Origin of the sequence: Haladaptatus sp. CMAA 1909 (genome assembly GCF_043952005.1) — an archaeon.
GTDB lineage: Archaea > Halobacteriota > Halobacteria > Halobacteriales > Haladaptataceae > Haladaptatus.
The window spans coordinates 358,704-378,269 of sequence record NZ_JBIOAV010000002.1; the positions used below are offsets into that span (position 1 = coordinate 358,704).

The window sequence follows — 19,566 nt, forward strand, 5'->3', positions numbered from 1 at the left end:
GAGAAGAGGAAACTGATTACCGGAAATTTTTACTCAAACCCGACATTAATGCTCTTGGTTTGGGTATACTCTTCTAAGGTTTCAAACGCAGTCTCGCGACCGGTTCCAGATTGTTTGTACCCACCAAATGGCTGGCCGGCTTGAAATTCATTGTAGGTGTTGATCCAGATATTACCCGCTTCGATATCGCGTGCTGTCCTATAGGCAGAATCCAAATCGTCCGTGATGATTCCTGCTGCCAAACCGAACTGAGTGTCATTCGCCAGTTCGATCATCGTATCATAAGAGGACCACCGAAACACTGCTTCGACGGGACCGAAGATTTCCTCTTGTGCAACCCTGCTTTCGTGGTCGAGGTCTGAAATCACGGTTGGTGCGACAAAATTTCCATCAGTAAGCGCTTCATCATCAGGAGGCCCTCCACCAGTTAGAATTTCCGCATCCGCCTCCTGTGCCCATCCAATATATCGCATCGTTCTATCCAACTCGGCCTGTGATACTTTCGGACCTAGTTCTGTTTCGTCTAGGAGTGGATCTCCAACTGTCAGACTCCCAACTTCCTCCATATATGCCGGGAGGAACTGGTCGTAAATATCCTCATGGATTAGCAACCGAGTCCCAGCACAGCAGCACTCTCCTGCGTTGAAAAATAACGCTTTAGTTGTGACTGTTACTGCTTTCTCTATATCAGCATCCGGGAATACGATTACAGGACTTTTTCCACCGAGCTCTAACGTAAGATCAGTGATCGTGTTCGCAGTGTTCTTCATCACTCCATGGCCGACTTCAGTTGATCCTGTAAAAGCGATTTTTCGCACATCGTCATGGCTTACAAGGGGTGCACCTGCTTCGGCACCATATCCGGTGATAAGGTTGACAACACCGGGCGGTAAAACATCTTCAGTTTCGCGGATGAATTCAATTATCGATAGAGGAGTCTGCTCAGCTGGCTTCAACACAGTTGTATTACCGGCGGCAAGAGCCGGTGCCAATTTCCATGAAGCCATCAGCAACGGGAAATTCCAGGGAGTGATTTGTCCAACCACTCCATAGGGCTCTTTAATTGTCTGGATATGGTTATTACTATCTGTAGGAATGGTTTTTCCTTCCAAGAAACGGGCAGCACCAGCGAAGTATCGAAAGTGATCGATTACTAGATCAATATCGTCACGGGATTCAGTAATCGGTTTGCCGTTATCAAGCGATTCAAGTTTTGCAAACTTTTCTCTTCGAGTCTCGATACGATCTGCGATTTTGGTTAATATTCGTTGGCGGTCTGCTGTCGAATATGCGGCCCAACAATCATCATATGCTTCCCAGGCAGCATCAACCGCACGATCGATGTCAGCTTCGTTCCCGGCTTGCACTTCAGCGAGGACTTCTCCCGTTGTTGGGTCGCGTGTTTGGAGTGTCTGTCCGGAGGCACTGTCGACCCAATTGCCTCCTATGTAGAGTTGAGCAGTATAGTACGGGAGGAGGTCATTCGCGACTTCTCTGTGTCGTTGTTTGATGATCTGCTTTCGATTCGAAGATGTATTAGAATGTGTTGACATTGCTCGAAGTGCTAGTCAATATATCTTTAGTGGTTCTACATAACTATTTGGTGCGGTTGTGGGAGACGTTACGATTGGAAACTACTATCTCGTGCATCGTGCCCGCCCTTCTCTGATCCGCCCAGACCGATCTCGATAGAGGCCGACACGGAAAACAAAGCACAACCCTATATGTACGAATTCGAGCCAAATTCAGTCATTTGCCCCACCATCTGTGGCGACTACCCGCTCTGTCTCATCGTCGAGATCTTCTTCACGGTCCTCTTTTTCCCCGTCGTTGTTTTTTACGAACTTCTCCCCTTCTTCTGTTTCGTGGAGGATTTGCTCAAGTACTTCCGTATCGTTGCGGAATTTGTGTATCTCTGGTAGGGAACTCGAATCAAACTGCGCGATTAAATCGCCATGTTTCTTGAAAAATTCGTGTTTCCAAGTTTCGCTTTTCTCGTGCTTTCGGAAGCGGGCGATAAACTGCCAGTGATGATAATCGTCTGCATTGAAGAACATTAAGACGTGGGGATCATTCATCAAATCGTCATAGCATTCTTCCCACCGATCCTCGAAGTTAGGATAATGAAATGCGATTTGGAAAAGGTGGTACTCAAAAAAGCTCTCATTTAATAGGGAAACTTGTCGAAACACGTCCTTGTCGCTCAACTCACGAAGAATATCGTTTACACGATTGTGCGACAGAGAAATCCCATACTCATCCTCTAATCGTTCCTTTAGCACTCGCACCGAAGCAGTTGGATGCTCGATACGGGCCTTCAGAATAGCGATATCCCGAGCAGAAATATCGTCGATCTCATCGATGGCAGAAGGCATGGTCTTATTGTGTCTATGGGGTTTCCAGATTAAAGGTCTTTTCACTTTTTACGTTCGTTTGGCCTTCTCTGACGGGGTCTCTACGTTATACCGGGTTGTATTCTAGAAACAACGTGTGGATATTACCCGGGCCAAAGTGATCAATGGCTATCCGATGGCGAGGACTGACATGGGGAGGCCAGGAGCCAACGATCTCTATTCGAGAGCGATATTGAGCGTCTTTGTCTGTGTGTAGTGTTCTATGGCTTCAAATGCAGTCTCGCGACCGATACCGGATTGTTTGTACCCGCCAAACGGTTGTCCAGCAGGGAATTCGTTATAGGTATTCACCCAGATATTCCCAGCTTCGATGTCTTCTGCAGCCCTATAGGCCTGGTTCAAATCGTTGGTGATCACACCTGCCGCAAGTCCATAGTCAACGTCATTAGCCAGTTCAATCATCTCGTCATACGATGACCACTCGAAGACTGTTTCGACGGGGCCGAAAATTTCCTCTTGGACGGGACGGCTCTCGTGATCGATGTTCGTGAGTACAGTTGGCGAAACGAAACACCCATCACTGAGTGCCTCATCATCGGGAGCATCCCCGCCCGTTGCGATATCTGCTCCAGTCTTGCGTGCCTCTTTGATGTAATCTAGTGTCCGATTGACCTGATCCCGGGTGACCTTGGGGCCAAGAGTCGTTTCCTCGAGGAGGGGATCTCCCATGGTCAAATTCTCTACCTCCTGGACGAACGCATCGAGGAATTCACTTCTGACATCCTCATGGACGAGAAGCCGTGTTCCCGCACAACAACACTCGCCCGTATTGTGGAACATCCCGATTCGGGCGACCTGGGCCGCCTTTTCGATGTCTGCATCCGGAAACACGACTACAGGGCTCTTGCCACCCAGTTCTAGGGTGACGTCCGTGATATTCTCTGCAGCGTTTTTCATCACACCTCGACCGACCTCTGTCGACCCAGTGAATGCGAGTTTGTAAATGCCGTCGTGACGCGACAGCGGTTCACCCGCTTCGGAACCGAAGCCAGTAACCACGTTAACGACACCATCGGGAAGAACGTCGTCAATTTCACGCATGAGTTCTAAGATCGAGAGTGGAGTCTGCTCAGCGGGCTTTAGGACAACAGCGTTCCCAGCCGCGAGGGCGGGTGCCAACTTCCATGCGGCCATCAGTAGCGGGAAGTTCCAGGGAATGATCTGCCCAACCACTCCGTACGGTTCCCGAAGCGTCTGGATCTGATGATCACCGTCACTGGGAATGGTTTTTCCACTGTTTATCCGTGCGGCACCTCCGAAATATCGGAAGTGATCGATAACGAGATCGAGATCGATTCGAGCCTCCGAAATCGGTTTTCCGTTGTCAAGTGATTCGATCGTCGCGAAGTCTTCTTTCCGGGCTTCGATTCTATCTGCAATTTTACTGAGGACTTGCTGACGATCTGCTGCCGAGTATGCAGACCAGCAAGTATCGTAGGCTTCCCAAGCGGCATTGACTGCATTGTCGATGTCAGCCGCGTTGCCAGCTTGCACTTCTGCGAGAACCGCGCCCGTTGTTGGATCGTGAGTTTGGAGCGTTTGACCGGATTCACTATCGAGCCATTCGCCTCCGATGTAGAGTTGGCCTGGTTGAGTTGGGATTTGTTTTTCTGCTGTCTCGTTATGACGCTGTTTAATCGCTGTTTTCGTGTCGGTTGATCGTTGGGAGTCGGTCGACATTACGACAGTGATTCTGTAGCCATCATTAATAACAATTTCTGTTCGACAGTTACATATAAATCTGATATCGGTTATTGCCATTACAATCCACACTAATTATGCCCCAATCCAGTAAATATTTATAACATAGTGATAGACAATGACGTGCAATGCGAGCTGTAGTACTCGAGGAATTCCAAGAACCGCTGCAAGTACAGGACGTCGAACGACCGGAGCCAGAGTCACATGGTATCGTCGCAGAAGTCAACGGCTGTGGTGTGTGCCGAAGTGACTGGCATTGCTGGCAAGGAGATTGGGATTGGTTCGGCTACCGACCAGACCCGCCACACATCCTCGGCCACGAGCCTTGTGGCACAGTCGTAGCCGTGGGCGAAGATGTTGAGAGCGTCTCGGAAGGGGACCACATCGCAATCCCTTTCAATTTCGCCTGTGGAAAATGTGACCTTTGTCGAAATGGGCACGAGAACATCTGTGAGAACCACGTCGGCCTCGGCTTCATGAACGAAGCTCCGGGTGCGTTCGCCGAAGAGGTTCATGTTCCACACGCGGATATCAACGCGGTCCCACTGCCCGATAGCATCCATCCCGATACGGCCGCCGGAATCGGCTGTCGGTTCATGACGTCCTATCACGCGATGGCGCATCGTGGTGATGTCGGCAATGGCGAGGACGTCGTTGTTCATGGTCTCGGTGGTATCGGCCTTTCTGCCGTTCACATCGCGAACGCGCTCGGTGCGAACGTTATCGGAGTCGACCTCTTCGATGAAAAACTCGACAAAGCAGAAAGCCTCGGCGCAGTTGAAACCGTGAATGCGAGCGAAGTTGACGATGCTGCAAAGGAAGTCCAGGACATCACGAACGGTGGTGCCGACTGCTCGGTTGATGCACTGGGTATCAAAACCACCTGTCTAAACGCTGTGAACTCACTCAAAAACGGCGGACGACACGTTCAGGTTGGACTGACAACTTCCGAGGAAGCGGGGCAAGTGCCGCTGCCGACCGACGAATTCGTAGCCAAAGAGATCGATTTCCGTGGCTCGCTTGGTCTCCAACCATCTCGGTACTCCGAGATGTTGGATATGATCAAGACGGGTAAGCTCGACCCGACCGAACTCGTGTCGGAAACCATCTCGATCGATGAAGTTCCGGATACGCTTGCGGCAATGAGCGACTACGATACGATGGGTATCCCCGTCTGCAGTGATTTCAGCTAGATATCCATCTAGCTAATGATTTTTATGGCGAAGAAGAACGGTGGCGATATCTGTGCTGTGATGATATCTATTTAGGCAGCTCCATAGAACTGTTCTCTCCCAACCGGAGTAGAGATCCGCAAAATCATGGTATTCTTGGTCGCTTGAAAAATCGACAGTTTCCATTCCTTTGTATGATTCCATCGACTGTGGCATGTCGAAGCGTTGTCCTCGACGGTTTATCGCGAACGACACGGACCGACCTGAGGATACAATCGAAAAGACGGATACTGCGCTTATCGGACTCGCAGCCCAGCTTTTCGATACCTGTAGAACAAGCTCCGTTGTTCCGGTGACCATGGACAAACCAGCGGGACGGGCTGCAGAATCACCGCTTCCAAGCCATGGGTTCACAAACGACGTTGCATATCGGTATGCCAGTGTCGAATCCCTCGAGACGATAACTGCCGCCGAGTTCAACGACTAAGGAACACCTTCTCCTCGATACAGAACGATTCGAGACGGCACAGCAACGCGCACAGGTCGAACAACTTGCAATACAACCGACGACGGGATGCTCAACGCGTTCCCGCCCGGGGATGAAGACGATGCCTAATTAGACGACCGTGATTGTGAGAGGCTTGGTGGTTCCCGTGCTGACCGGGCGTACGAACGGGACGGAAAGACCTGCCGAACGAGATATTCGAAACGATTACAGTCCCACCGAGTAGATCCATTACATGGATTTGCGCCATTCTGGAGCGGTACCGTGAGGGCTTCAGTCTCAGCACCTGAACGACCGCTCACCCATGTCTACGACGCGGCATATACAGGCGTCCCGAATTGGGATATCGGTCGACCGCAGCGTGCATTCGTTCGTCTCGCCGAAACTGGACGCTTCGAAGGGCCGATATTAGAAGTGGGCTGTGGAACCGGTGAATTATCGCTGTTTCTCGCCCGTCAGGGGTACGACGTACTCGGCATCGATCTCTCGTCGGTGGCGATCTCGCAAGCTAATGAAAAAGCTCGTTGGCGTCGAGTTTCTGCACAGTTTCTCGTCTGGGATGCACTGGATCTCCAAGGACTAAAGAATGCAGAATTTTCGTTTCGTACGGTCGTCGATTCAGCGATGTTCCATATTCTCGGCGATCGGGAGCGCGATCGATTCATCGCTGAACTCGGGAAAATCGTGCGAAAACGTGGACTCTACTGTGTATTGGGAGATGCACGACACGATAACGCGAACATCTACGGACTCGCTCCTCAAGAACTCCAGTCCCGTTTTGACGCTGCTGGGGGATGGGAGGTCGAATTTTCCCTTAAAACCACGTTCGAGCGGCGATGGAGTGAAAACCCAGCGTGGCTCGTCGGCGTTCGCCGTCTCTGAACGGATGAGTCGTGCTCACGTGGATGGCCTACGAACAACACGGGTGAGAGCAATTCAGTTCCACAGTCCGGCACGAACTCATCCATGCGTGGCAGTACCACGAGCTCGGTGACAGATCACGGGCAAACGTTCACCCAGTGGACGGTCACCTTCGATACTTCGCAACACTGTGAACGCTTAACTGAACCCAAGTGGTGGCTCGTCTGCGAGGACTGCGGCGGTCGGATTACCCGCTGTTGACGCTCAAAGACGGTACGAACCCCGAACAGTACAGTTGTAGCAAGCGCGGCGGTGCAATTCGTGTCGAAGAGGGCGACGGCCACTGACCGACTTTCGTTTAAATGGTTCTCGCGACAAGGAGGATATACGAAGACACTGTCTAGTTTAGCTCCTCCTCGACAGGTGTTCGGTCGTTGAGCGACTGGTACGGTCTCTGATGGTTATAGTAATGTACAAAATATTCAAGACACCACTGGACGCTTGGCTGACTGCCCCCCACGACGTCTGGAAGCGGTCGATCCGCTGTTCGAGCGTGTGAAACCACTTTTCGATCAGGTTTCGCTCCGTATAGTCGAGCCGACCGCTCAATCCAATTCGAAAGATGGCAGTCCGATAGCCGTAACCATCGACGAGAAACACAGTGCCTGAAAGATCGTGTTTCTCGGCCAACTCGGCCGGAAACGCTGCCGCCGCATCAGTCCCCTGCTGAGCAAATACGTCGATACCGAACAGCAACTTTGTTTCGGTTTTATTGTGGAGTGAACCCAAGACCACTCATCATTGATTTTGACAGCGGTTCCGTCCACCGCGACCCGCGTCGGCGCAACCGATGGCGGCCGGAAATGTTATCAGAAGAATGACTATTGCATTGAAAGATCGCTTGATGTGACCGTTTCACCCCGTGGATCGAAAGAATTGCCTTTGTTTCTCCAAGCGAATACCCGGTCGCGTGGAGGCGGATGGCGAACGCTCCCAACAGTCAAGCGTAGCCGTGTCTAAACTCTCTTTGAGTAGGTTTGAGAGTGCATGAATCGATAGCTCTTCGACCTTCTCGTTCCTTATCTAGATAGCGCCATCTGACGCTATCTGTCTATTCAACACAGCAACTTCGTCCGCTTCTCAACGATGGTCGATGTCGCTGAGACGAGGAACAGTGGTCGAGTTGTGACGTACCCAGGTCGGTCAGACGTTGTCGCCTGGCCAGTCGTCGTAGGCCTCCGTCGGGTTTTCGATGATCTCCTCAGGTTTGTAGATCGAAAGCCCGGCGTCGACGATCCTTCCGTCTGGAAGGTGGTACAGGTTCCCGTCGGTTGTCTCGGGAATGTCGAGCTTCATGACGTTACGGCGGAACTCCTGAACGTCCTCGTCCCCGTTGCCTGAAACAAGGACGTGGTGCTCCTGGGCCGATCTCTCGTCCACGCGACGTTTCTCGGCGGCCGCCTCGAAGTCCAACGTCTCGTCGACGTAGGTCCGGAGTCGTTCGAGTACCTCCGCCTCGTCGACACTCGGATCCAGCGACAGGTTCTCCGTCTCAAGCGGATCGGTCTCAATGTCGAACAACAGTTCCTGATAGTCGCCCCGGAATCCGACGTACTTGTAGCGACCGTCCCGGACCATCCGGAACTCGGTCCCCTCGCCCCACCGATCGGTGAGGATGTCGCAAACTACCGGGCCGCGCTCTGGTTCCGCGCCGTCACGGACGGCCCGCGACAGGTCGACACCGTCTATCTCTCCTATCGTGTCGACGTCACAGAGCCCACACAGCGTCGGATAGAGGTCGACCAGCCCGACTGGAGTATCGAGTCGGGCCGCGTCCCGGTCCCCAGCGCGGTGTTCGGGGGTCTGGATCATGAGTGGCACTCGCGTGGAGGCTTCATGCCAGGTATGTTTCCACCAGAGGCCGTGTTCCCCGGCCAGCTCGCCATGATCAGACGCGTACACGACGATCGTGTCCTCCAGATGCCCGGATCGATCCATGAGCGTGAGGAAGTCGCCGATCAGCTCGTCAATGAAATCTATGCAGGCCAGGTAAGCGGCGCGCGCTTTTAGCGCCTCCTCCTCGCCGATTTCGTCGACCTCGAACCCCTGAGCGACCAGTTCCGTCACCGAATGGTCTGCGGTATCGCCCTCACGTCCGATCTTCGGCTTCGTCACGCCCTCGGGCCAGTATCGATCCAAATACCGCTCCGGCACGGTCAACGGGAAGTGGGGTCGCGAGAAGGACGCACAGAGGAACCACGGACGGTCGGGGTTCGTATGTTCGTGCTCACGGACCCACGCGAGGCTCTCGGTGAGAACGTTACGTTCCTGGAGCTGACTCTCGGGAATCTCGGTGACACCGGCGTCGGCAGTTCGCGTTTTGAACGGTGGCCCCAGGCCTAGATTGTCCTCTAGCGGTTTGATCGGGTCCGGTTGGTGGCCCACTTCCCCCGTCAGATCCCCGTAGGGACGATCCTCGAAGCCGCAGAACTGGCGATTCCCGCCGAAGTGCATCTTGCCGACGAGTGACGTCGCGTACCCGGCCTCGCTGAACGCCTCGGGCATCGTCCGCCTGTTGGGCAACAGCGTGCTCCAGTTGTCCCAGGCGCCCGCACCGGGCACTTCCCGTCCGGTGAGCATGGACAACCGGGACGGAGTACACAACGGCATTTGGCAGTACGCTTGGTCGAATACGGCGCTCGAAGTGGCCATCTCGTCGAGTGTCGGCGTGGTCACTGGCTCCCCGCGGCCGTCGTCGTCGAGGTGCCCGAGCCCACGGAACGTGTGCTCGTCGGTAAGTAAGAACAGGACGTTTGGTCTATCGGTCATAGTAGGTTTTGAGTCATGTCACTCGGAGCCACGATGCGTCGTCCGGTGGCCCTTAGGACATCAGTGTCGATGTCAACAACGATATTAAAATTATGGTTCTCCTCGTCGGTTTCGGTGGGCTGAGTCGCCATCCTGCTCGCCGTTGCGCCGGATTCTGTCGGCGGGTTTGCTTACGGATGTGGCGATTACGGTCCTTGTACGATTACACTTCAGTCAGGGATGTTTCGTCTCCTCCTCGGTGATGTCCGAGCTCTCCCAGTAAGGGTGATCCTCGTAATCCCGGAAACAGGCCGCCTGATACCTGTCCTTTTCCGTGTCGATGGAGAGGTCGGGGTGCTCCCGAGTACACACCTCACGAGCCTCGGGGCACCGAGTGTGGAACCGACAGCCGCTTGGGGGGTTGACCGCGTCCGGGATGTCGATACTCTGGATCGGTATTTCTTCACTGCTTTCGTTGAACGTACTGAGTTCGGGTGTCGCCCATTTGAGCGCCTTCGTGTACGGGTGGTTGGGGTTTTCGATAACTTCAGAGGCGGGGCCGAACTCGACGATTTCCCCCAAATACATGATTCCGATGAAGCCGCCGGTTTTCTCGGCCATATACCGGGCGTTCGAGAGGTCGTGGGAGATCATGAGATACGACGTGCCGATGAGGTCCTGCAGTTCGATCATCAGGTCCATCATCTCGATCCGAAGCGACACGTCGAGGGCGCTGATCGCCTCGTCGGCCAGGATGAGGTCGGGATTCATGATCAGCGCGCGAACGAGTGCGACGCGCTGTTTTTCCCCGCCGCTCAGCTGGTGGGGATACCGGTCCGCGTAGTCCTGTGCGGGCGACATTCCCACCCGTTCGATCATCGAGAGGACGCGGGCGCGTTTGTCTTCGGGCTCCAAGTCAGGGTACCACCGTCGGAGCGGCTCCAGGAGGCTCGCCATGATCGTCCGATTCGGATTGAGAGAGCTCCCCGGATCCTGATGGATGATCTGCAGGGAGCGCCGGATCTCTTGGTATGGCATCTCACCCTTTCCCTTCTTTGCGGCCCAGATATCGTGACCTCGGTATTTGACGGTTCCGGCGGTCGGTTCCTGCAGGCCGATCGTCGTCTTCCCGAGCGTGGTTTTTCCGCACCCGCTCTCGCCGACTAGCACCACAACCTGGTTCTCCGGGATCTCGAGCGACACGCCGTCGACGGCCTTCACGACTTTCTTTTCGGAGAATAGATTGAACGCCCCTGAGTTCTTCGCGAACTCGACGCTCACGTTGTCGAGGGTCACGACCGAACGGTTGGATGTGTCACTCATCGTCACTCCCTCCCTGACTAGCCATCGGAATCTCCCCCACCGCTCGCTCCCAGTAGAAGCAGGCGGCGTCGTGGTTCTCCGACACCGATTGGAACGGGGGAGCTTCGGCCTCACATCTCCCGTCGGCGAGCGGACAACGTGGGTGGTACGAACAGCCGGACGGGGGGGTGACCGGATCGGGGGCCGACCCTTCCACCGGGTTCATCTGATTAATCGGCGCGCTGATGTCGGGTGTCGCGTTCAGAAGTTCCCGCGTGTAGGGATGTGACGGCTCGGTGAGGATCTCCTCCGTCGTCCCGGTTTCTACGAACTCGAAGGCGTACATGACTGCGAGACGATCCGCGAGCCGGGCCACGAGCGGCAGGTCGTGGGTGATGAACACCATCGTCAGGTTGTACTTGTCCCTGATCTCTCGGAGCAGTCTGATGATCGACCGCTGCATCAACAGGTCGAGCGCGGCGGTGGGTTCATCCATGACCAGCACATCGGGTTCGAGCAGGAGACTCAGGGCGATCAGCGCCCGCTGTTTCATCCCACCGCTCAATTCGTGGGGGTGGGAATCGAGCACACGATCCGGATCGAGATACAGGTCACTGAGGAGCTGTCGCGCCCGCTCCATCCCCTTGGTCTTGTCGACGTTGTGTGCGCTCAACGTCTCCTTAAAGTGGGATCCGATTCGGATTGTTGGGTTGAAAGCGCTCAGCGCGCCCTGGAACACCATCGATATGTCGTTCCACCGGAATTCTCGGAGCGCCTCCCCTTCGAGACCGAGCAGGTCGACTGACTCCCCGTTCTCCCGCGTATAATGGATCTCACCGCTCGCGACGCCGGGGTCGACGACTGCGTTCAACAGCGCGTCCGCGAACATCGACTTCCCGCTCCCGCTCTCGCCGACGATGCCGACGATCTCCCCGTCGTAGATGTCCATGTCGACGCCGTTCAGCACGCGGGACGTCCCCCGATCCATTTCGAACGTCACGGTGACGTCACGCGCACTGATGATTTTCCGTCGCTCTTCCTTCGTCGGGTCGTGGTTAGTTTGGAGACTCATTGTTCGATTGGTTAGTTACGGGTTGTTGGCTGCGCGTGGCTCTCTTTGCGGGATTGATTCCCTTGTATCTGCTGTTGCTTCTTGTGCTTGGCCCTGATACGTGGGTTTAGGAGTCGGTCGGTCCCCTGTGCAAACAGGATGAACCCGTAGTTCAGGAAAACGATCGCGAACATGGGGATGAACAGCCAATAGGCCAGATCGGGCGTGAGGAGTGCGCCACCCTCGTACGCGATCTGCATGATCACGCCCCAGTGCAGGAGCGTGTAGGGGAGCACCCCAAGGAAGTACAGCCCCACCGACGCGAAGACGACGCGTCGGGCGCTTCCGACGAACTTGATCATGATGAACGAGAGGATGTTCGGCAGAACCTCCTTGTAGAGGATTCGAGTCGAAGAGACTCCCATCACCTGGGAGGCTTCGACGTAGTGGTGTTTCCGAATGGCGATCGTCTCCGAGCGGATCTGCCGGGCGATGCCACCCCAAGCGTTGACGGTTAGGAGCAGCCCGATGACGGCCGGTTCCGTGGGTTGGAAGAGGACCGCGAGCACGATGGCGAGCGGGATTCCTGGGATCGAGAGCGTCACGTCCGAGAGTGTCATCAGGATCCGATCAATCATCCCTCCCGCGTAGCCGGCGGTGATTCCGATAAGCGATGCGACCGTCGTCGCGAAGAAGGCACCGACGAGAATCATCTCGAGCATCGGTCTCGTGGCGTAAACGATGAGCGAGAGGAGGTCTCGTCCCGCCTGATCCGTTCCGAAGGGATGAGCCATCGACTGAAACGCTTGGAGCGCCCTCGGAGCCTGCCCAGACTCGGGGGCGGAGAGTATGAGCGGGCCAAAGATTCCCACGACCACGTAGAGGAGGATGATTCCGAGTCCGACCCTGGTGCGCCAGTCCTCCCAAATGATCCGGAGCGGAACGACGAAGTACTGGTAGAGGCCGTTTTGGCTGGACTCGGTGGCCGTGGTCGTCGAGCCGGCGACCGTACCGAATTGCGTCTCCGCCAACTTCGCACGTTTGTCGGAGAATGCGGAGCGTTCCTCCCCGCTCGAGTCCTCCCCGGTGGCACGCCGACGCTGGTTGATGAACCAGGATTTGAGCCGATCCCAGAGGCTGCCCACCGTGACGTTCGGGGTTTCGCTCCGCGTATCGGCCCTCGGATCGATCAGCCGATAGGTGAGATCAGCGATGTACACGCCGAGCACGACCGTGACGGTAATCACGATAAAACAGCCCATCATAAGGGGGTAGTCCCGGGCGTTTATCGCCTGTAACATGTAGTAGCCGATCCCGCGGTATCTGAAGATCTTTTCGACGATCACGGTCGCCCCCAGCAGCCGTCCAATCGAGATCAGGAGACCGGTGTACAGCGGAAGGATTGCGTTCCGACCGACGTACTGGAGCGCGATGTGCCTCCCGGGGAGCCCCCGCAACTGCGCGACGCGAACGAACTCCTCCCCTAGGACGCTGATGCTGTTCCCGCGCATCGTGAGCGCTCGGAACCCGAACGCGGTGAGGACGAACGCCGTCACGGGTAACGTGAGATGTTCCAGTACCCCGGCGATGAACGGCCAGTTGAGCCCAACGTGGGTGGCGTCGTTCATCCGCCCGCCGATGGGAAAGAGTCGCCAGCGATATCCGAGGAAATACAGGAAGATCACGCCCGCCACATAAGACGGGATCGAGTTCAGAAGGATCGCGACCGTCGACATCACGCTGTCGAACCGACTCCCTTCACTGTAGGCCATGAACGCGCCACTGGTGATCCCGATGAGGTAAATAAGGGAGAGCGAGACCGCCACGAGAAGCAAACTCCATGGCAGTGCCTGAAGGATGATCGAGCTCACCGACTGATCGTACCAGATCGAACGCCCGAAGTCACCTTGGAGAACGGATGTGACGTACTGGACGTACTGGACCGGGATGGATTCGTTCGGCGTGATGTTCGTGTACGCTTCGACCTGGCTCTGTAGGGTCGAACTATCGATATTTTGCTGTACGAGCTGTGCCTTGAGGTAATCCATCGGGCCACCCGGAAGCAACCGGACGAGGCCGAACGTGAACGTGAGGACGAACCAGATGCTGAACAGCGCCTGAACGATCCGTCCCACGTGCTTCTTCAATGAACTGTTAATCATTATTTTGATGTATGAATTTCGTCTGTACACTTAAATTACACAATGAGCGATCCGGTCGGTAGCAGGCGACATCCGGTTACTGCTTGGCTTGGATCTGGCCCTTGTGCATCATGAACGCGACTGGATAGGACACGTCGCCGGTTTGCGCGTCACTCGGAGCGCTCCAGTTGCTCGAGTTGAGGAAACTGAACCCCCGACTCGAGAACACGACGTAGGTCGGCATGGTCTGATTGTAGACCCAGGAGAGCTGTTTGATCAGCTTCTGGCTCTCCTCGCCCGACGTCGATGTAATCTGGGCGATCAGATCCTTCACGTTTACCGTCTCCGTGGATCCGGACGGGTTGGCGACCGGCATCGGGACCGAGAACTTCTCGGGAGTGCCGATGTCCGGTTGGAAACTGGAGTATCCGTAGAACGCAGTTTGAAGGTCAGGAAGCGGATGCAGGATCTTTTCCCCGACGAAGGATGCACCGATGTCGAAATCGCCATTCGGAAGGGTCTTGGCGAGGTACGTACTGACCTCGATTGGAGCGAACTCGGCCTTGATCCCGAACTCTTTCAACTGACGCGTCGCCTCGTTTGTGCCGACTCGCCACGCGCTGAACCCGGACGCGGCTTTGAGCGTCAGCTTGAACGGGTCGCCGCCGGGTTTGATCCATTGGCCCCCCTCCTTGGAGAACCCCGCATCCTTCAGTAGCGAGGTAGCTTTCTGCGTGTCGTTGTACATGGTGAACTGATCCAAGTCGTCGCCGATGTACCGCCGCTGCTTTTCCTCCTTACCGTGGAACCCTGTATCATATTTCAGCGGTTCGGGTCCGACAACGCTCGTATTCTTGACCATGGGGTTCCGGTCGAGCACGTGAGAGAGGGCCTTTCGAACCCGTACGTCCTGGAATTCCTCCCGGTTCTGGTTGAAGTGCAGGGCGAACCCGAGCCCACGCAGGAAATCCCACTCCTGGAACTGGTCAGGGAGCTGGTCGTACACCGACTTCGTTGGGATCATCCCTCCACCGCTCATCCGTTCGGCGAGGTACGCCTGCATCTTCTGTTGTTTGTTCTCGACGTACCTGTACGCAAGGGTCCCGAAATTGACCTTGTCCGCATTGGGGTGGTCCTCGAACTTCGTCAGTTCGATCTGCTGGCCGCTTCGTTGACTGTACTTGAACGGTCCCCAGCCGACCGGTTCGTCCCAACTGAACTGCACGATCTCTTCTTGCACGCTCGAATAATCCCCGTCGTCGTATTTGACGTCAGCCACGTACTCCCCGAACACGCTCTTCGGGGTGTCCATCATCAACGTCAGCAAGTTGTGGTACAGGAGATTTTGGTTCGTCTCGCTCTTGAGTTCGATGGTGACCGTCGTCTCGTCCGGTACTTTTACCTCCTCGACAAAGTTGGACGTCGTACCCTCCATGGCATGTTCGACGCGGAGTTTCGTCTCCACGTCCTTGGCGGTGACCGGGTCGCCATTATGCCAGACAAATCTATCGTCAAGGTTCAAGGTAATCGATGTCCCGGAGAAACTCCAATCCTTCATTAGGTGAGGGATCCACTCGCCGCTCGACTGTGCGTAGCGAGCGAACCACCCGAAGAGCGCGTAGGCGGGGAAATTCGCGTACGACGTAGGATTGTAACTATTGAACTGCGCTTTGTCTGGCAGAGCCCAGGTCGCGTTGTAAAACGTCCTGTCAACTATGTTCTCCCCAGAATCTTGGTTCCCGGGTTCGGGTGTCTCACCGGAGCAGCCGGCCAGCAGTGTTGCCGACCCCGCTCCTAAAACCCGAAGCCAATCTCGTCGGGACGATCGGCTGTTGTCTTTGTCAACCATTGGCGTCTATAATCGCTATAGTAGAGGGTATATTTATAATTATCCTTTAGATCAATATTCGTGATACCCCTTCAGCCGCCTACCGATATGATTCTCCCGTTCGATACGGTAGCGGACAGCGGTCCGGATCAGTGGTCCGGATTTCGTTCGACAGCCTCGAAATCAAACTCTGCGATCAACGGGTGGGCGTTGATACTCTGCGTCGTCACGAAACCTTTCGTAGTATGTCGACAGGGACGGTGGAAAATTGGTGAAGTTGCACGGCACACCACAACGCTCGTACTCGAATCCGTGCGAGAGTAATACCAGTCTTACCGGTATATCCGGACAGGTCGTTCACAACGGACCTGTTCGGGTCATCTTATCCGTCTCCCGCTGGTCGTTTCAACGACATGTCTTCGTTAGCTCCGCGATTACTGACGGTGAGGGGCGAGAAGGAGAAAGAACTAATGTAGCGCGTAAATACGACTGGAATATGGATACGGACACTCCACCGAACATCCTCTGGATTTCTCTCGAAGATACGAGCCCGCGATTCGGTTGCTACGGAGACGAACTCGTCGAGACACCGAATATCGACAGAATTGCGGACGAAGGGCGCGTCTACACGGACGCATGTGCAACCGCCGGTGTCTGTGCGCCGTCCCGAGCTTCGATAATTACGGGATGCTATCAAACGTCGATCGGGGCGCACCATATGCGTACGAAACATGTGAACGACTCGACTCCCGAACTTCCAACGCCGTATTCCTCCGTCCCACCCCATTACGTCACGGCGTTTCCGGAGTACTTGCGAGCGGCCGGATATTTCTGTACAAACAATCAAAAGACGGACTACCAGTTCGACAATCTCGGTGAGGGTAAATTCGATTTTGTCCCACCAGTGTCGATCTGGAATGAAAATCACGATACCGCACACTGGCGAAATCGCCCCGACGACGAGCAGCCGTTTTTCTCGGTGTTCAATCCGATACGCACACACGAGAGCGGAATGTGGGAAAACGGGATGACCGGCGTACAGGGAGAACCAGAAACCGACCCCGCCGCTGTGGATATCCCACCGTATTTACCGGACACTGAAGGCGTGAGAAAGGCAATCGCACGCCAGTACGACAATATCGAGCGTTCAGACGACGAGATCGGTCGACTACTGCATCAGTTACGGGAGGACGGGCTTTCGGAGAATACTGTCGTGTTTATCTGGAGCGACCACGGGGAAGGTCTCCCTCGTGCCAAACGGACGTTGTACGAATCCGGGCTAAACGTTCCCCTGATCGTTCGATGGCCGGGGAAAATAGACGGCGGTGAACGGAGCCGCCGTTTAGTCAGCCTTCTCGATCTTGGACCGACAGTGCTGTCGCTTGCCGGTGTCGATGTCCCGACGTGGATGCACGGACGGCCATTCCTCGGGTCCAAAGCCGACGAACCCCGGGAATATTTGATGGCGGCTCGGGATCGGATCGACGAAAGCTACGACATGGTCCGCTCGATACGAGGTGAGCGGTTCAAGTACATACGAAATTACGATCCGTCCAACCCGCCGTTGGTGTGGGTGCCATTTCGAGCTCGTGGCGCGGCGATGCAGGACCTCCTTCGACTGCACGCAGAAGGAACGCTCGAAAATCCCGCAGCACGGTTATTATCCGGTGGACGACCGACCGAGGAGCTCTACGACCTCGAGACGGACCCGCACGAGATAGAGAACCTCGCGGACGATCCGGCTCATTCGGAAATCCTCGCGGAGTTACGAACGGCGATGGACGACTGGTTGGCGGAGATTGACGACCGAGGCCACGTGGACGAGACACAAATGGTCAACCGGATGTGGCCGGATGGGGACCAACCAACGACGGCGACGCCGACGTTCGTCCCGAATGCTCCTGAGAACAGGATGACCGAAGCGACACCAGACGGCGGCGACTTCACAGTCCCGGCGACCGTCACGATCCACTGCGATACTCAAGGAGCGTCTATCGTGTACACCACGGAACAGACCGAAGATCCGCACTGGCAGCTATATACTGGACCCCTCAAATTGGAAGAGGGGGGAACTACGATCAGAACGAAAGCGATCAGATACGGATACGAGGAAAGCGGCATTCAAGAGGCGGAGTTCGTGATCGGAGGATGATCCTCGGCGGACGTCCCGCATGAAAACGTCACACGTTCAAGTGGAATAGTCGAAGGAATCATTCCTCCGGATGACGGTTCCTCGGGTACAGCTATCGGCTCTTCAGACTGGATTCTGCGGTACCGATGGTTCAGTCGTTGCTCCCTTTCGCTCCCTCCGCTGTGGAAAAACCAACTTCGGGCTCCGTCTCCCACTCTACCGTGTCTCCGCCTATACTGGTCCACCACACCTCCAATTCGGCGTCGAGATCCGCGACGATATCGGCGCAGTCGGATTCAGAGTAGAGATTCGTCATCTCATAGGGGTCCGTCGTGAGATTGTACAGTTCGGCTGTGTCGTCCTTCGGGTATTCGACGTATTTCCACTCCTCAGTACGGATGCCTCGATACGGGTGATGCCCCCAGTACGCGAAGTTGTGTTCGAAGAACACGCGCTGGTTCGATGATGGTTCTGAACGTCGCATCGCGGGAATCAGACTTCCCCCTTCGAACTTCTCGGAGCCTAATCCATTCGCCACGTCGACGATCGTTCCCGGAACAGCAGCATTCGAGACGAGATCCGGTATCGTATTCCGGACCACCTCCAGCTCGGGGTGCCTGACGATGAGCGGAACGCGCAGGATTTCTTCGTAGGCAACTACGCCTTTCTTGTTGAGACGGTGTGCACCCTGCATGTCGCCGTGATCGGCGGTGAAGATGACCACTGTATCTTCGTATAAGCCTTCGTCACGGAGTGTATCGAGGATATCACCAATATACGAATCAACCCGTGACGTCATCGTTCGGTAGCGATAGCGAATCTCACGTACCTCGTCCTCTGTGAGTTGACACTCTGAATGGTTTGCCCGTTCCCTATGGAACGGTGGCTTCCCGGAAAGATCATCGTCAAAACTCGTGGGAATCGAGATGTTGTTGCGGTCGTAGTACTCGCTGAATTCTTCATCCTCGAAATAAACCGGGTGTGGTAGATTGAACGATGCAGTAACGAAGAACGGGTTCGTGCTGTCGTCTCCCTTTAGATACCGTTGTACTTCAGTAGCAGTAGTCCGATCGCGTTTGAGGGCCTCGTCACCTTGTGATCCCGTCAAATCGACATTTCGAGTGAATTCCCACCCGAGTTCGGTTATATTCTCGGCGCCAAGATCCCATCGGCCCGCCCACATAGTTTCGTATCCCACATCTTGGAGCGTCCTGCCGACGCTGTTGGATTCCGGGTCCAATTCATAGGGACCCCAGTTCGAAAGCGTCCTCACACCCGTTTGGTGAGGATATCGACCCGTCACCAGCGATGATCTCGAAGGTGAACACTGAGGGTGCGTACAGTAGGCGTTCGAAAATAGCGCTCCATCCGCTGCGAGGGAATCGAGTGCTGGGGTGTGAAATTCTTCGTTTACAGCGCCGAGGGCTCGCGCTTGATGCTGATCGGTAAGTAGTAACAACACGTTCGGCTGATTCTCGGACATCGTTTGCGTATACGCTCAACCACTTATAACTGTTTTCGATAGCCTCCCCGTAGTCATCGTCGGGACACCTCGGAACGAACGATCGGGGACGGACCGATCGTTGTATCAATTTACCTTTCGAAACCCGTTTCCGTGGTTCACTCGGTTCGATGAGAACCTCCTCTCATCG

The 19,566-nt window shown here is 55.2% G+C and carries 13 protein-coding genes and 1 pseudogene; 4 read left to right on the forward strand and 10 right to left on the reverse strand.

Annotation, left to right across the window (positions count from 1 at the left end):
- Window positions 1-29: 29 nt before the first annotated feature.
- The 3 genes from ACGYLY_RS19880 to ACGYLY_RS19890 form a co-directional block, all read right to left on the reverse strand.
- Window positions 30-1,553 (reverse strand): aldehyde dehydrogenase family protein, encoded by a 1,524-nt coding sequence (locus ACGYLY_RS19880; protein ID WP_395284794.1) that lies wholly within the window; start codon window positions 1,551-1,553, stop codon window positions 30-32.
- A gap of 192 nt (window positions 1,554-1,745) precedes the next feature.
- Window positions 1,746-2,375, reverse strand: coding sequence for a helix-turn-helix domain-containing protein (locus ACGYLY_RS19885; protein ID WP_395284793.1), 630 nt, complete (start codon window positions 2,373-2,375; stop codon window positions 1,746-1,748).
- 195 nt (window positions 2,376-2,570) lie between these two features.
- Complete coding sequence (locus ACGYLY_RS19890; RefSeq protein ID WP_395284792.1) at window positions 2,571-4,094, reverse strand: aldehyde dehydrogenase family protein; 1,524 nt, start codon at window positions 4,092-4,094, stop codon at window positions 2,571-2,573.
- 149 nt (window positions 4,095-4,243) lie between these two features.
- On the opposite strand from ACGYLY_RS19890, the gene ACGYLY_RS19895 reads away from it, so the two are divergent.
- From ACGYLY_RS19895 to ACGYLY_RS19905, 3 genes are all read left to right on the forward strand, one after another.
- On the forward strand, window positions 4,244-5,308 hold the full coding sequence (locus ACGYLY_RS19895; protein WP_395284791.1) for a zinc-dependent alcohol dehydrogenase family protein: 1,065 nt from the start codon (window positions 4,244-4,246) through the stop codon (window positions 5,306-5,308).
- A 748-nt stretch (window positions 5,309-6,056) separates the two neighbouring features.
- Window positions 6,057-6,674 carry a class I SAM-dependent methyltransferase gene (locus ACGYLY_RS19900; protein ID WP_395284790.1) on the forward strand — a complete coding sequence of 206 codons (618 nt, stop codon included), beginning with the start codon at window positions 6,057-6,059 and terminating at the stop codon, window positions 6,672-6,674.
- Window positions 6,675-6,868: 194 nt separating this feature from the next.
- On the forward strand, window positions 6,869-7,000 hold the full coding sequence (locus ACGYLY_RS19905) for a hypothetical protein (protein WP_395284789.1): 132 nt from the start codon (window positions 6,869-6,871) through the stop codon (window positions 6,998-7,000).
- A 53-nt stretch (window positions 7,001-7,053) separates the two neighbouring features.
- On the opposite strand, the pseudogene ACGYLY_RS19910 reads toward ACGYLY_RS19905, so the two are convergent.
- From ACGYLY_RS19910 to ACGYLY_RS19935, 6 genes and pseudogenes are all read right to left on the reverse strand, one after another.
- A pseudogene (locus ACGYLY_RS19910) lies at window positions 7,054-7,706 on the reverse strand (IS6 family transposase).
- A gap of 150 nt (window positions 7,707-7,856) precedes the next feature.
- Window positions 7,857-9,482 (reverse strand): sulfatase, encoded by a 1,626-nt coding sequence (locus ACGYLY_RS19915; protein WP_395284788.1) that lies wholly within the window; start codon window positions 9,480-9,482, stop codon window positions 7,857-7,859.
- 213 nt (window positions 9,483-9,695) lie between these two features.
- Window positions 9,696-10,784: an ABC transporter ATP-binding protein gene (locus ACGYLY_RS19920; protein WP_395284787.1), complete on the reverse strand. Its 1,089-nt coding sequence runs from the start codon at window positions 10,782-10,784 to the stop codon at window positions 9,696-9,698.
- The gene (locus ACGYLY_RS19925; RefSeq protein ID WP_395284786.1) at window positions 10,777-11,835 is read right to left on the reverse strand and encodes an ABC transporter ATP-binding protein; all 1,059 of its coding nucleotides are present in this window, start codon (window positions 11,833-11,835) and stop codon (window positions 10,777-10,779) included. Before ACGYLY_RS19925 ends, ACGYLY_RS19920 begins: the two co-directional genes overlap by 8 nt.
- Before the next feature lie 11 nt (window positions 11,836-11,846).
- Window positions 11,847-13,949: an ABC transporter permease subunit gene (locus ACGYLY_RS19930; protein ID WP_395284785.1), complete on the reverse strand. Its 2,103-nt coding sequence runs from the start codon at window positions 13,947-13,949 to the stop codon at window positions 11,847-11,849.
- A gap of 103 nt (window positions 13,950-14,052) precedes the next feature.
- On the reverse strand, window positions 14,053-15,804 hold the full coding sequence (locus ACGYLY_RS19935) for an ABC transporter substrate-binding protein (RefSeq protein ID WP_395284784.1): 1,752 nt from the start codon (window positions 15,802-15,804) through the stop codon (window positions 14,053-14,055).
- 475 nt (window positions 15,805-16,279) lie between these two features.
- Between ACGYLY_RS19935 and ACGYLY_RS19940 the strand changes: the two genes are divergently transcribed.
- Window positions 16,280-17,935 (forward strand): sulfatase-like hydrolase/transferase, encoded by a 1,656-nt coding sequence (locus tag ACGYLY_RS19940; RefSeq protein ID WP_395284783.1) that lies wholly within the window; start codon window positions 16,280-16,282, stop codon window positions 17,933-17,935.
- 130 nt (window positions 17,936-18,065) lie between these two features.
- On the opposite strand, the gene ACGYLY_RS19945 is transcribed toward ACGYLY_RS19940, so the two are convergent.
- Entirely contained in the window at window positions 18,066-19,397 is a 1,332-nt protein-coding gene (locus ACGYLY_RS19945; RefSeq protein WP_395284782.1) for a sulfatase, read from the reverse strand.
- Window positions 19,398-19,566: the final 169 nt, after the last annotated feature.

What these genes read in the sequence shown, in the direction of transcription:
- ACGYLY_RS19880 (WP_395284794.1), bottom strand. Translation starts at nt 1,553, where the DNA reads ATGTCAACACATTCTAATACATCTTCGAATCGAAAGCAGATCATCAAA.
- ACGYLY_RS19885 (WP_395284793.1), bottom strand. Translation starts at nt 2,375, where the DNA reads ATGCCTTCTGCCATCGATGAGATCGACGATATTTCTGCTCGGGATATC.
- ACGYLY_RS19890 (WP_395284792.1), bottom strand. Translation starts at nt 4,094, where the DNA reads ATGTCGACCGACTCCCAACGATCAACCGACACGAAAACAGCGATTAAA.
- ACGYLY_RS19895 (WP_395284791.1), top strand. Translation starts at nt 4,244, where the DNA reads ATGCGAGCTGTAGTACTCGAGGAATTCCAAGAACCGCTGCAAGTACAG.
- ACGYLY_RS19915 (WP_395284788.1), bottom strand. Translation starts at nt 9,482, where the DNA reads ATGACCGATAGACCAAACGTCCTGTTCTTACTTACCGACGAGCACACG.
- ACGYLY_RS19920 (WP_395284787.1), bottom strand. Translation starts at nt 10,784, where the DNA reads ATGAGTGACACATCCAACCGTTCGGTCGTGACCCTCGACAACGTGAGC.
- ACGYLY_RS19925 (WP_395284786.1), bottom strand. Translation starts at nt 11,835, where the DNA reads ATGAGTCTCCAAACTAACCACGACCCGACGAAGGAAGAGCGACGGAAA.
- ACGYLY_RS19935 (WP_395284784.1), bottom strand. Translation starts at nt 15,804, where the DNA reads ATGGTTGACAAAGACAACAGCCGATCGTCCCGACGAGATTGGCTTCGG.
- ACGYLY_RS19940 (WP_395284783.1), top strand. Translation starts at nt 16,280, where the DNA reads ATGGATACGGACACTCCACCGAACATCCTCTGGATTTCTCTCGAAGAT.
- ACGYLY_RS19945 (WP_395284782.1), bottom strand. Translation starts at nt 19,397, where the DNA reads ATGTCCGAGAATCAGCCGAACGTGTTGTTACTACTTACCGATCAGCAT.